Raw genomic sequence first — 13,426 nt, 5'->3', positions numbered from 1 at the left:
ACCTTATATAAGCCCGTTTTATGCGGCCTGACCAGCAAATAGGCTGAAAATCAGACACACTTTTTGTCACTTAACCCTTTATTGCTGCGATTAGGCGCTAGTCGGCAATCCCATCAATGTGCGCCAGCAGGGCCGAGTTGTAGTACTCCGGGGTTTCCTGGTTGAGCAGGTGCTTGGCCGGCGAAATGACGACCATGGTCGAGCCCGCGATGCCGTCGTGAAGCGAAGTGACGACGTCGAGAGACGTAGAGGTGTCCTGCTTGCCGGCGATGACCAGCGTCGGAGCGGTGATCTCGGCGAGGCGCTCGCGGGTGTCGAAGCGAGAGAGTGCTCCGCAGGCGCCGATGTAGCCGTCATCGGGGCAATCTGCGATCATGTCGCGGAAGCGGGCGGGGAGCTCAGGGGTAGTGTCGAAGCACTCGTCGGTAAACCAGTTGCGGACGACAGTGTCGGCGAGTGCGACCGTGCCCTTGTCGCGCACGAGCTGGGCCTTTTCCTGCCAGGCCTCGGGTGTGCCGAATTTCGGCGCCGTCGACGACAGTGTCAGGCTGACCACGCGATCGGCGTTTTCTAGTGCGATGGTTTGGGCGATAGCGCCGCCGAGAGATAGTCCCACAAAATGTGCGCGGTCAATATCCTCCTCATCGAGGACCTCGATGATGTCGGCGGCCAAGTGGCTCATGTCCCACTCACCCTCGGGGATAGGGGAATCGCCATGGCCGCGGACATCTGGCGTGATGACCTGGTACTTTTCGCTCAAAGCGGCTACCTGTGGCTCCCACATCTCCTGTGTGGTGCCCAGCGAGCCAATCAGGACAACCGTACCGTTGTCCTTGTGGTTGATTGCATGTGCGGTGTAGTCGATGGCCACGGGAGAATCCTCCTTGAAGGTGTCAGCTGTGTCGGTGTGTCAGCTGTGTCGGCTATTTCTCGGCGTTGCGAGCAGCTTCAGCGGCAGCCCGACCAGGGCCGTCGTCCTTCTTGGCCTCTGCCTCAGCGGTTTCAACACGCTGCTTCGCCATGGACTCACGAGCAGCCTCCAGCCACTCCGGCATCTGCTCGAGCAAATCCTTAATCTCCGCCGTTGTCAGCGGCTTGTCCATGTCGTTCTTCTTCAACGCCGTGATAGTGATGCCCAGCTTGCGGGCAACTTCTGGACGCGGGTGCGGTCCGTTGCGGCGTAGCTCAGCGAGCCATTCCGGCGGATTGGATTGCAGTTCGGCAAACTGCGCGTGCGAAATCTCACCAGTGCGAAATTCCTCGGGTGTGGCCGGGAGGAAAATGCGAAGTTTTTTGGCTGCGGTTAGGGGTTTCATGGGTTCAACGCTAGCACCCATTCGAGTAACCTTGCGGAGTATGTCGACTCCTGAACCCGCCGTCCTGCGCATCGTGTTCGCCACCGGCACCAGTCCCGAGAAGTGGTTTCGCCGCTTTAGGGATCGAATTCCGGCAACACTGCACACCCACGCCGCCGACGATCCGATGTCCGACCTGGTCGGTGGCGCCGCTGACATGGCGCTGGTTCGGTTAGAGTCCGAAAGCTCGCTGCCCGAGTCGCTCCATCGCATCCGGCTTTACGACGAAGCCTGGGGCGTGGCCTTCGAGAAAGAGCACGTGTTCTCCCTCACAGAGTCCGTGCCGGAGGAGCTGTTGGCGGACGAAACTGTGCTGCTGACCTCCGTGGATGCGGATGAGCTGCGACAGATGCTGCCCGTTGCGGCCACTGGTGCAGGTGTCGTGGTGGGACCTCGCACGATTTTGAAGGCGCTGTCGAAGAAGGCGGTGGCCTCATCGAACTTGGTGGCCGAGGAAGGCGCCACGGAACCGCTGTCTCGGACAGCTATTTGGTTGGTGTGGCCGAAAGTAGAGGACGACGAGCTCCGGCAGGAGTTCGTCGGCATTGTCCAGGGGCGCAGGGAGGGCTCGACACGCACGCAGTTGGGGCGCAAGAGGGCTGACGAGCAGCCGAAGAAGTTGTCGGCCAGAGAAAAGACGCTTGCTAAGCAAGCCCGCCGGCAGCGCGCTGGGACCGTCGTAAAGCATGCGCGCAGTGGTCGTGGTGGACGTCGAAGCAGCGGCGGAAGCAGGCGACCGCGCAGGCGAAAGTAATCTTTTTACAATATTTTTGCCGTTTCGTTCGACGTGCGCGGAAAAATTAGCCACACTTGTAGTTATGGCTGAAAAGAAGCGCGATTTCACGATTCGAATGATGCGTGAAGAGGACTATCCACAGATCCAAGAGATCTACGAGATTGGCCTGGATACGGGGCACGCGTCCTGGGAGCACTCCGCTCCCGAGTGGGACGAATTCATCGCACTCAAACGAGTGGATTTGTGTTACGTCGCCGTCGACGCAGAAAACCCGGACAAGATTCTGGCTTGGGCATCGGCAGCGCCGGTATCCAAGCGCCCGATTTTCAATGGCGTCATCGAAGACTCCATCTACGTCCATCCTGACGGGCAGGGCATGGGGCTGGCGGCGACGCTGCTGCAGAAGCTTATCGACGATGCCACGGAGCTCGACTGCTGGTCGATTCACTCGTGGGTCTTTCCGGAGAATGTGGGATCGTTAAAGCTGCATCGAAAGCTCGGCTTCCGTGAAGTGGGGATTTACCACCACATGGCAAAGATGACCTACGGCCCAATGGCGGGGCAGTGGCGCGATGTCATTATTTTGGAAAAGCTCCTGGAAAAGCCAGAGGAGCGCGCACTGAAGCGCGTCCAGGAAGAAGCAGAAGCCGCCGGTGAGCCGAACCGTCCGATTCTGGACAAGCTCGACCGCGCCGACGGCCAGGTGGGGGCATAGCTGCCGGGAGCCGCGGCTCCCGCGAATTAATTATTCGACGGTTTCCTTCAACGGATCCTCGCGAACAAAGAACACAATGATTGCTGCCAGAATAATCACTGGCATTAGTACCAAGAAGATCGGCGTCAAACCATCGTTGTAGCTGGAGATCAGCGCTTCGTGGATTGGCGCCGGCATGCTATCTAGGACGTGCGGCGTCAGTGAACCAATCGACTTAGAGGAAAAGCCCTCCGGGCCCATCTGCTTTGCGAACTCTGCTGCAGCCTCCGGTGATGCGGCCTTGATCTGTTCGATAGCCGCCGGAACGCGTTCGCCTGCCAGGTCCTTCATGCGGTGGATGAAAATCGAACCCACAATGGAGGAACCGACCGCACCACCAATCTGGCGGAAGAAGTTATTCGCAGCGGTAGCGGTACCGACCATGGCGACCGGGAAGGAGTTCTGCACGATGAGAACCAGAACCTGCATGCCGGTGCCCAGGCCGAAGCCCATGATGAACAGGTAAACACCAACCTGCCACAGCGGGGTGGTGGTCTCCAGCGTGGACAGCAAGTAGAGGGAGACAGCCATAATCATCAGGCCGACGAAGGGGTAGAAGCGATACTTACCAGTCCGCGAAATAATCTGGCCAACGCCAATTGAGGTGAGCAGCATGCCGACCATCATCGGCGTCATCATCAAGCCTGCAGCGGTCGGTGACATTGAGTGCACCATCTGCAGGTAGGTCGGAATATAGGCCATAGTGCCGAACATCGCGATACCCAGAATGAGACCCGACACAGTCGTGAGCACGAAGTTCCGGTTATTAAACAAGTGCGTCGGAATCAGTGGGTTGGAAACACGAGTCTCGGTGAGGAAGAACAGCACCCAGGAAACCACGGAGGCAACGATAAGCGAGATGATGACTCCGGAGTTCCAGTCGTACTGTGTACCGCCCCACGTGGTGGTGAGAATTAGCGTCGAGGCAGCGGCAGTCAAGAACATCGTGCCGATGTAGTCGAAGTTTCCTTCACTCTGGCGTCGGGGCAGCTTCAGGAAGGCTGCAGCTGCCGATAGTGCAACCACGCCCATCGGGACGTTGATCCACAGGCCCCAGCGCCAGCCCGGGCCGTCGGTGAACCAGCCTCCCAGCACTGGTCCCAGCACGGAACTCAGGCCGAACACAGCACCCATGATGCCCATGTACTTACCGCGCTGGCGTGCGGGAATAACCTCGGCCAGGATGGCCTGCGAGGAAACCATCAATGTACCGCCAGCAAATCCCTGAAAGGCGCGGGCGGCGATGAGCAGGCTCATGGAGTTGGTGATTGCACCCATGACGGAACCGACCATGAACAGCGCGATCCCCATCATGAACAGGCCCTTGCGCCCAATCATGTCACCGAGCTTGCCGACAATCGGCATTGCCACAGTCTGTGCCAACAGGAATGCAGAAATAACCCACGACATGTGGTCAACTCCGCCGAGCTCGCCGACGATGGTCGGCAGGGCGGTGGCGAAAATCATCTGCCCCAGCGAGCTCATCAGCATAGTGAGAATGAGCGCGAAGAAAATGATTCCCAAGTGGGACTTGTTGTCAGAAACCGTGGTGTCGGTTTGATCTTGAGCAGTGGTGTTGCTAGCTGTCACTATTCCTCCTCCAGAAATTTTTAACGACGTCGGCGGCGTCGTGAAGCGGTGTATCTGTTGTGAATTCGTCCCGATGAGCCGATGAGTACAGCACGCATTCGCGGACGAAACCGACCGACAGTGCTACCTCGTGCCCGACGGGCAGCTCGGGGTGCGTGCGCGACTGTGGATTCATCTCGAAATAGCGCTCAAAGGCAGAACGGACGCGGCGCATTGAGTTGCCAAAATTCGAAATGACAACCGTCGATAGCTTTGGCTCATTGCGCAAAATCTCGCGGATACGCTCCTTGAGCAGACGGTGAAACTCTTCGGTTGCCCCCAGCTCTTTATATCGGAGTAGCTGGGATTGCTGCTTTTTCTCGATGAAATCGAGCATGTCCGCGATGGGGTCTTGGTGGATTTGGGCGAGGAATACCTCTTCATCGTCAGCATCGAATGACATGATGCCGTTGCCGAAGATGGCTTGATCCTTGGAGTCGAAGTAATTGAAGAATGTGCGTCGACTGATATTGACCCGCTGACAGATGTCTTCGATGTTGACTTGGTCGTATCCGCGATCCAATACAAGGGCGGTCGCGGCATCGGCCAAAGCGCAGTGTGTTTGAAACCTTTTGAGCTCCCGGAGACCGCACTCGGGGTGTTGGCCCGGGTCCAATCTGTGATAGGTATTCTCATCAATTTGCACGAGGTGCAAAGTTACACCGAGTGCAATGTGATGGCAAGTTGATGAGTCAACAGGTGTTTGAGTACCTATGCAGAGAGCATCTTTGGGTTGTTCAGGATGCCGTGGACTCAGGCGCAGGGGTCGGGTTGTTGATAGTCGCAACGCGCCATTCAATTACACAACCTTCGTGTTTTGTGTAGGCACGGTGGAAGGCTACGTCTCCTTCAATAGCTCGTGGCGCAGGGCGTCGTTAAGCGAAGTGAAGCGGAACCTGTGCCCCGCCTTTTGCAGCGCTGCTGCCTCTACTCTCTGATTCGCGAGAGCCAACTCCGCAGCACCGCGTTTGCCCAGCAGTACTGCAGGCCCCAGTGAAGGAATCGGAACCGCCGTCGGGCGGTGCAAGACCTCTCCCAATACCCTCGTGAACTCCGCATTATTCACTCCGGAAGCCAGTGGCACCACCGCATTGACAGGTCCGGCAAGTGCGGAATCTGCCAACGACCGGTGATAGATGTCCAACAGGTCGTCCAAAGCAATCCACGGGAACCACTGCTCGCCCGACCCCAATCTTCCTCCAAGTCCGGTGAACACCACGCCCGCTAGTAGCGGCAAGAGTCCGCCGCCACCAGCAAGCACGAGACCAGTACGGACGTTTACGACCCGCTTGCCTGCATCGCGAGCGGGATCCCATGCATTTTCCCAATCGCGCACGATAGCCGAGAGACTGTCCGCGGCGGCGCTGCCGTCGTAACGCTGCGCTTCCGCGCCAGGGCCAGCGTCCTCGGTGAGCACCTCTGGGCCACGATCCGCACCGTAGAACCCCACCGCCGACGCTCCAACCGCGACCTTCACGCTGTCAGTAGATGCAACGAGCTTTGCCAGAGCTCGCGTTGGTTCGACACGGGAATGGCGAACCTTTCGAAGATGCGCCTCCGTGAAGCGCCCCGCAATCGGTGCGCCGGCCAGATGGATGACCGCGTCGACTCCCTCCAGCAAGTCAGCTGCGGGTGCCGCAGTATCCCAATATCGCTTGTCCGCACCCGTCTGTTCACGTGAGCGCACCAGCAAAATCACCTCATGTCCGGCCGTGGTCAGTAGCGCGCGCAGCTGCGTTCCGATGGTCCCCGTAGCTCCACTGATCGCCACTGTCAGCGGCTCCGGCACATGCCCCAAATACTCCGAAAGCCTATCGACGGCCGCAAGGTCTCCAGCAACCTTCGTAGCACGGTAGGCGAACATCGAATCCAACCCGGGTACCGGAACCTTGGTGTCAACGGTGTCCTCTAAAACCGTGCCAGCGCTGCCGTCGTCAAGCGGAGTATCGGAGAGAACGTGGGTGTGCTTCCACCCCGTGATGCGGCGAAAGGGCTCGCTGGTGACTTCGTCAATGAATCTCTGGCCGGGGAGGAAACCGGCCGGGTCGTGACGTGCAATCCATTTGAGGCCAGCCGGCATGGAGAATACGGTCGTGCCGTCGGCGAGGTTGGCGGATTCGGATTTCGGTGACATCGGGAGAAGCCCCGGTGTTAGGCGGGTGACAGCGCCTGGGCGGGAGAACCACTCGGCGACGCAACGGCGAGGAAATGCGATGGTGTGGCGATAGGTGGGAATAGTTAGTCACTCTCTGAAACTTGTCCGACGTTAAGGAAAAATAGTAGACCCCGAAGTCTTTCAGCGAAGTGAGACTACGGGGTCTTATGCGTAAGGTGCTCTCACACCTTCGAGTTCAGAAAGAACTAGTCACGATCAGTGTTGGCCATTGCCAGCACGTCGAGGCGCTTGTCCAGCTCTTCCTCGGTCAGCTTCTCGCCGTCGACGAAGCCCATGTCGATAACAGTCTGACGGATGGTCTTACCTTCCTTCAGAGCAGTCTTAGCGACCTTAGCTGCGTTCTCGTAGCCGATGGCGGAGTTCAGCGGGGTCACAATCGACGGGGAGGACTCAGCCAGAGTCTTCATACGCTCAACGTTCGGCTCGATGCCGTCCACCAGCTTCTCGGCGAAGACGCGTGCGGTGTTCGCCAGCAGCTTAGCGGACTCCAGCACGTTACGTGCCATGACCGGGATGAAGACGTTCAGCTCGAATGCGCCGTTAGCGCCAGCAAACTCAACAGCGGTGTCGTTGCCCAGAACCTGCGCTGCGACCTGGGTGGCAGTCTCGCACAGAACCGGGTTGACCTTACCCGGCATGATGGAGGAACCCGGCTGCAGATCCGGCAGGTGAATCTCAGCAAGGCCGGTCAGCGGGCCGGAGCCCATCCAGCGAATGTCGTTAGCGATCTTGTTCAGGGAGACTGCGACGGTGCGCATAGCGCCGGAGAATTCGACCAGGGCATCGCGGTTAGCCTGAGCCTCGAAGTGGTTCTGAGCCTCGCGCAGCTCCTTGATGCCGGTCAGTTCGACGAGCTCAGCGGTGACCTTGGCACCGAAGTCCGCCGGGGTGTTCAGGCCGGTGCCAACAGCGGTACCACCAATTGGCAGCTCGCCCAGACGCGGCAGGGTCGCCTCGATGCGCTCAATGCCAGCCTCAATCTGGCGAGCGTAACCGGAGAACTCTTGCCCCAGGGTCACCGGGACGGCATCCATCAGGTGGGTACGGCCGGACTTAACAACGGTCTCCCATTCCTTGGCCTTCTTAGCCAGGGACTCCTGCAGAACCTTCAGTCCCGGGATGAGGTCCTTGACAGCTGCCTCGGTTGCTGCGACGTGAGTAGCAGTCGGGAAGGTGTCGTTGGAAGACTGGCCCATGTTGACGTGGTCATTCGGGTGAACCTCAACGCCGTTGGCCTTTGCGATGGATGCAATGACTTCGTTGGTGTTCATGTTGGAGGAAGTGCCCGAACCGGTCTGGAAGACATCAATCGGGAACTCAGCATCGTGCTTGCCTTCAGCAATTTCCTTGGCAGCGGCGACGATGGCATCTGCCTGCTCAGCAGACAGCAGGCCGCGGTCCTTGTTGACGATGGCGCAAGCTGCCTTCAGCAGACCCATAGCGCGAATCTGTGCAGACTCCAGCGGACGGCCGGAAATCGGGAAGTTCTCAACTGCACGCTGAGTCTGTGCGCGCCACAGGGCGTTAACCGGAACCTTAACCTCGCCCATAGTGTCGTGCTCGATGCGGAACTGCTGCTCTGTCATTCGTTGCCTCTTTCAGCTAGGGAAACTTGAGTGCGCGCAAAACGGCCAATTATGCATGTCATTTTCATGCGACGCAGAACCGTTAGCGCATTCGCCTTCAAGTATGAATCAGATTGATAAAAAAGTGGTGCCCTGAGGGCACCACTAAAGGGGTAGTTACTTACAGATCGATGTCAGGCATCTCGCCCTTGCCGTAGTCGATGGTGGCGTACTTACGCAGCTTCTCCAGGGAGTGGAAAGCCTCGATGCGGCGAATGGTGCCGGACTTGGAGCGCATAACCAGCGAGCGGGTCCATGCACCGTTACCGCGGTAAGCGACGCCGCGCAGCATGTCGCCGTTGGTGACACCGGTGGCAACGAAGTAGCAGTTGTCGGATGCGACCAGGTCATCGGTGGTCAGAACACGAGAAAGATCGTGTCCAGCGTCGAGAGCCTTCTTAATTTCAGCCTCATCGCGCGGGTGCAGTTTGCCCTGGATCTCGCCGCCCATACACTTCATGGCGCATGCGGTGATGACACCTTCTGGGGTGCCGCCGACGCCCATCATGATATCGACGGAGTTCGTGTCCTGCGCTGCGGCAACAGCGCCGGCAACGTCACCGTCGCCGATGAGGCGAACCTTGGCGCCAGCCTCGCGGATGTCACGAATCATGTCAGCGTGGCGCGGGCGATCCAGCACGACAACGGTGACATCTTCCGGACGCAGACCCTTGGCCTTAGCGACGGCTTTAATGTTGTGCTCAACCGGAGCCTCGATGTCAATCTTGCCGGCAGCTTCCGGGCCAACAGCAATCTTGTCCATGTAGAACACAGCCGATGGGTCGTACATGGAACCGCGGTCTGCAGCGGCAAGAACAGCGATGGAGTTCGGGCGGCCCTCAGCCATCAGAGTCGTGCCGTCAATCGGGTCAACCGCGATGTCAACGGCCGGGCCTTGGCCGTTGCCGACCTTTTCGCCGTTGAACAGCATCGGAGCTTCGTCCTTTTCGCCCTCGCCAATAACAACGACACCGTTCATAGCCACGGTGTTGATGAGCTGACGCATGGCATCGACGGCAGCGCCGTCGCCCTTTTCCTTCTGACCACGACCGACCCACTGACCAGCTGCCAGTGCAGCGGACTCAGTAACTCGGACGAGCTCCATCGCAAGGTTGCGATCTGGTGCTTCAGGATTCGAGGCGTTCATTGACTTCTGGCCCTTCCGTCGTTTTTTTTAGGAACTCTTTTGAGGTTTGAGAATGTGCTGGGAGACGCCACGCCAGGAAACTGGGGTTTGGCGCTGCAACAATTTCTATTTATCGATGTTTGGCGCGTCCTTTTGAGCGCCATTGCATCTGTTACTAGTGTTCCACCTTTTTCATCTTCGGGGGTGGACGCAGCGCCAAAGTGGGGGGAGCTTCAGGGCTAAACTCCCACATCACGTGAGTATCAGTATTTTGTTCTGAAATCCGTTCGCTTGACGACGTCGACAGCGTCCGTCATCAAGTATTGCTAGCCGCAGCTGTGCGGATGCGACTGATGACTAGGTTCGTTGCGGGGCCTTTGGCATACTTGAGCGCGTGGCGAATGAGAAACCTAGGATTTTGCAGGACAGTCGAGACATGATTCTCACCCTCGTGGTGATGTTTCTTGCGGTGGCTGTCACCATCGGCTTTACCGGCCTGTGCAGTTTTAACCCCGGGAAGCCGGAAAACGGTCCGGTGCGCGAGGTCGATGCCGCCCCATTCGTGAACATGGAGGCTCGGCGCGTGGACTATCCAGTTCGCCTGCCGAAGGTGCCTGAGGGCTGGACTTCAAACTCGACCCGCGCGGGTATGGCGGCGGGGAAGCAGACGACCATTATTGGCTATGTCACCGCTAGCGGAGCATTCGCCCAGGTCACGCAAACAGATGCGGAAGCAGGTCAGCTGCCGGATGACGGTAAGAATCGTCTCCGCGACGGTACCACTGACGTGGAAGGTACAACCTGGACTAAGTATGTGCCGGCTGAGGACAACGTGCGTCGCGTATGGGTTGGGAACCTCGGTGACTCCCGCGCAATTATCGAGGGCACTGCCAACGACGAGGAGTTCACACAGTTGGCGGCGGCTTTGCAGAAGGCCGAGCCAATCGATCCGGACGCGACAATGCCGGATCCGTCACAGCCGCAGCAGACTGCGTCCGAGACGCCGTCGGCACCAGCAAAGTAAGCTGAGTTGAGAGGTCGCCTGGGTCGATAATTCCAACTAGCGCGATAAAATAGCTGAACTCAACTATCGGCCACGAGATGAGAAACGACGTGCACTGACGATCGTTTCTCGTCTCTTTTTATTCCTCACCGCCCGCATTCTCGGCCGAAGCCGCGGCATCCTGATTCTTGCTGGCCAAGGCGGCTTCAACTTTTGCCCGTGCGCCAGCTAAATGTTCCTCGCAGCGGCGGGCCAGCGCCTCGCCTCGCTCCCACAGAGCCAGGGATTCATCCAGGCTCATCTGTCCGAGTTCTAGGAGCTTGACGGTCTCAACCAGCGCATCTCGCGCCTGCTCGTAGCTCAGGTTCTCCACCGGTACCTGTTCCTCCGAAGAGGGAGCCTGACCCGCGCCGAAAACATTGTCATTCATTAGCGAATACGTCCTTCACATCTAGTAATTAAAGCTTCAAGGTTGGAAAAGTCAGTGCTTATTAATTCGCTGGCTTCGTAGCGAGCGTTGCTGCAGAGATGGAGCCGTCACTGACGCGAATTCGCAGTTGGGAACCCATCGGAGCATCTGCAATAGAGGTCACAATCTGTGGTTCTGGCTGAGTAGCCGATTGTGCCTGCACGATGGCATAGCCGCGAGCGAGTGTGGCAGAGGGGCCAAGTGCTGAAACCTTGCCGCGCAATCCCGATACCACTGCTTCCTCGCGTTCCAGACTGCGGTGGATGAGAAAACGCAGCCGATCGACCTGCGCCGTGACAAACTCTTCACGCACGCGGATGGGAGTGAGCGGATCGCGCAGTACCGGCCGCGACGTCAAATCCCGCAGAGTAGCTACTTCACGGTCAACCCATCGCCGCAGGGATGCCGAGGTGCGTTCACGCAGCTGTGCAATTAGGCGGCGTTCCTCAGCAGCATCGGGCACTGTTTTCTTTGCTGCATCCGTCGGTGTGGCAGCACGTAAGTCAGCGACATAATCCAACAGTGGAGTATCCGGCTCGTGTCCGATCGCAGAAACCACCGGTGTTGTCGCCTTACTCACCGCACGAATCAGCGCCTCATCTGAAAAAGGCAGCAAATCTTCGACACTGCCACCGCCACGGGCGACGATGATGACGTCGACCTCCGGGTCGGCGTCGAGCTGTGCCAGAGCCTCAATAATCTCCGGAACAGCCTTGGCTCCCTGCACAATTGTGTTGATTACCCGGAAATCCACCTCAGGCCAGCGGGCACCCGCAACCGAAAGCACATCGCGTTCAGCTGCCGAACCGCGACCGGTAATCAACCCGATCTTGTTGGGGAGGTAGGGCAGAGGGCGTTTCAGCCGTGGATCAAAAAGGCCTTCCGCCGCTAGCGCTTGGCGCAGCTGTTCCAGCCGTGCCAATAGTTGCCCCAAACCTACGGGCCTCCACTCCGTAGCCCACAGGGAAAACTGCCCCCGCCCGGCATAAAACGCAGGCTTGCCCAAAACCACTACGCGGTCGCCGTTGCGCAACGGATTATTACGCAGTGCCGCAGTAGAACAAGTCACCGACACCGAAAACTCCGCGGAGGTGTCACGCAGAGTGATGTAGGAGAGCTTCCAACTCGGCTTGGAGTTGACCTGGGCGATTTCCCCCTCGACCCAAATCTGTCCAAGGCGCTCAATATAGTCCTTGACTAACTGGTTCAGGCGCCGAACCTGAACCGGTTTCTCGGCCGACGTTTCCAATTTCGACATACATCAACACTTACACGATGGGGCGGATCGCCCTGCTAATAAACGCAGGTTGCCCACAGGCTAAATTTGCCTGTGGGCAACTGTGACGGTAAAGGTGCAAGCCCGAGTTACTTGCGGTAACGAGACCTGCTATCGCGCCCGGTTATGCGTTCCTGGCGAGGGCGCTGCTGTCGCGGTGGCCACTCCTCGGTGCGACGGTGGTTGCTCCCCGGGCGTGCGGGACTCTGTTGAGGCTTTTCGGACCGAGACTCCGGCGAAGACTGTTCTCCCCACATCCGTGCCGTTCCTGCCGCTTGACGACGGGGAAACTCCTGCGTTGGCCGCTGCGGTGCGTTTGGCCGTTCAATCGGACGACGAGGCTGCTGTCTAGTCGAGTTCGGCGAAGTGGAATCCTGAGTGAACTGCGCCTGTCCCGGATGCGGGCGAGACTGCCAACGGGATGTTGGCTGCTGGGCCCGCTGTGCGAAATTCGAGCGCTGCTGGGCGCGCTCCCCAGAGCGGTCAACTGGTCGCTCACGCAGTTGCTCGGCGTTGCGCGATGCCGAGCTGGCGCTCGCTGCCGGTCGGGCACCAGAACGAGAAGTCTCCTGCCGAGAGCGTGCAGCCTGCTGGCGCGCCTGGCGGCGAGCTTCGGCATCTCGGATAATGTCCGCAGCGGGACGTCGTGAAGCAGGGCGTTCCTGAGAGCGAGAAGCTACGCGGCGATCAGATTCGGCGAGACGACGGCGCACCTGAGAGCTGGATTCGACAGCGGCTTCGTCACGATGCTGGCGCTGTTTAGCGGCCTTGCGCTGGGTGTTGAGGGATTTCTCCTGGGTGCGGGTGATTTCGAGGTAACGCCATACTGCGATGATGACACAGATGATCATCAAGATCAGCAGCCACGGGAACTGCTGGATGATGGGATATGCCGAGGTCACCAGGCGAGCGCGTTTAGAGGTCGTCGCGGTCGCGCCACCATTTTCGGGATCGGCGAGAGAACCGGTAAACCACGCTGTGAAAAACGTGACAAGCGCGAACAAAATGGGGATTTGAGCGACGGTAACTACCAGGCCGCGAGGAACCACCAACAGTGTTCCGGCGACAGCAGCCACGGCAAAAGCAATGAAGTAGGGCTTGCCAAGCGAACCGTTGGGAACAGAAAAGAGCAAACCAAAAACTCCGGCCAGAAGCATCAGCAACGGCGGCACAAACATTGGCACGCGTGGAAGCAGGGGTTTGTTCCCACTGCCTTTACGGGTTATTGCTGATCTGTTCGACACGAATGCGTATCCTACCGGTTATTAGTGATAAAA

Annotated in this window: 13 protein-coding genes; 3 read left to right on the top strand and 10 right to left on the bottom strand. The window is 58.6% G+C overall.

The features are described from left to right. Positions 1-97: 97 nt before the first annotated feature. On the bottom strand, positions 98-871 hold the full coding sequence (locus QP982_RS05365) for an alpha/beta fold hydrolase (RefSeq protein WP_284870285.1): 774 nt from the start codon (positions 869-871) through the stop codon (positions 98-100). Between the two features lie 52 nt (positions 872-923). Further along, a complete protein-coding gene (locus QP982_RS05360; protein WP_284870284.1) occupies positions 924-1,316 on the bottom strand; it encodes a DUF5997 family protein in 393 nt (130 codons plus the stop codon). A 40-nt stretch (positions 1,317-1,356) separates the two neighbouring features. Between QP982_RS05360 and QP982_RS05355 the strand changes: the two genes are divergently transcribed. Continuing rightward, a complete protein-coding gene (locus QP982_RS05355) occupies positions 1,357-2,109 on the top strand; it encodes a type 2 periplasmic-binding domain-containing protein (RefSeq protein ID WP_284870283.1) in 753 nt (250 codons plus the stop codon). Positions 2,110-2,173: 64 nt separating this feature from the next. Then, a complete protein-coding gene (locus QP982_RS05350) occupies positions 2,174-2,806 on the top strand; it encodes a GNAT family N-acetyltransferase (protein ID WP_016423177.1) in 633 nt (210 codons plus the stop codon). Positions 2,807-2,836: 30 nt separating this feature from the next. Here the strand turns inward: QP982_RS05350 and QP982_RS05345 are convergent, their stop codons facing one another. The 5 genes from QP982_RS05345 to glpX form a co-directional block, all read right to left on the bottom strand. After that, positions 2,837-4,435 carry an MDR family MFS transporter gene (locus tag QP982_RS05345; RefSeq protein WP_016423176.1) on the bottom strand — a complete coding sequence of 533 codons (1,599 nt, stop codon included), beginning with the start codon at positions 4,433-4,435 and terminating at the stop codon, positions 2,837-2,839. Beyond that, positions 4,425-5,120: a TetR/AcrR family transcriptional regulator gene (locus tag QP982_RS05340; protein WP_049172273.1), complete on the bottom strand. Its 696-nt coding sequence runs from the start codon at positions 5,118-5,120 to the stop codon at positions 4,425-4,427. Before QP982_RS05340 ends, QP982_RS05345 begins: the two co-directional genes overlap by 11 nt. A 192-nt stretch (positions 5,121-5,312) precedes the next feature. Continuing rightward, positions 5,313-6,608, bottom strand: coding sequence for a TIGR01777 family oxidoreductase (locus tag QP982_RS05335; RefSeq protein WP_284870282.1), 1,296 nt, complete (start codon positions 6,606-6,608; stop codon positions 5,313-5,315). Positions 6,609-6,835: 227 nt separating this feature from the next. Next, entirely contained in the window at positions 6,836-8,236 is a 1,401-nt protein-coding gene (locus QP982_RS05330; RefSeq protein WP_284870281.1) for a class II fumarate hydratase, read from the bottom strand. A gap of 160 nt (positions 8,237-8,396) precedes the next feature. Then, positions 8,397-9,422, bottom strand: a complete 1,026-nt coding sequence (gene glpX, locus QP982_RS05325) for a class II fructose-bisphosphatase (RefSeq protein ID WP_038626141.1) — start codon at positions 9,420-9,422, stop codon at positions 8,397-8,399. A gap of 373 nt (positions 9,423-9,795) precedes the next feature. Between glpX and QP982_RS05320 the strand changes: the two genes are divergently transcribed. Next, entirely contained in the window at positions 9,796-10,425 is a 630-nt protein-coding gene (locus QP982_RS05320) for a DUF4245 domain-containing protein (protein WP_083309521.1), read from the top strand. Between the two features lie 118 nt (positions 10,426-10,543). On the opposite strand, the gene QP982_RS05315 is transcribed toward QP982_RS05320, so the two are convergent. From QP982_RS05315 to QP982_RS05305, 3 genes are all read right to left on the bottom strand, one after another. Then, a complete protein-coding gene (locus tag QP982_RS05315; protein ID WP_049181637.1) occupies positions 10,544-10,834 on the bottom strand; it encodes an exodeoxyribonuclease VII small subunit in 291 nt (96 codons plus the stop codon). A gap of 61 nt (positions 10,835-10,895) precedes the next feature. Then, positions 10,896-12,131: an exodeoxyribonuclease VII large subunit gene (gene xseA, locus QP982_RS05310; RefSeq protein ID WP_049181635.1), complete on the bottom strand. Its 1,236-nt coding sequence runs from the start codon at positions 12,129-12,131 to the stop codon at positions 10,896-10,898. 107 nt (positions 12,132-12,238) lie between these two features. Then, the gene (locus QP982_RS05305) at positions 12,239-13,327 is read right to left on the bottom strand and encodes a DUF6542 domain-containing protein (RefSeq protein ID WP_042388835.1); all 1,089 of its coding nucleotides are present in this window, start codon (positions 13,325-13,327) and stop codon (positions 12,239-12,241) included. Between the last annotated feature and the right edge of the window lie 99 nt (positions 13,328-13,426).

The organism is Corynebacterium sp. MSK019 (assembly GCF_030232425.1).
GTDB lineage: Bacteria > Actinomycetota > Actinomycetes > Mycobacteriales > Mycobacteriaceae > Corynebacterium > Corynebacterium jeikeium_D.
The sequence above is the reverse complement of the archived record's forward strand: the minus strand, read 5'-3'. Positions and strand labels throughout refer to the sequence as shown.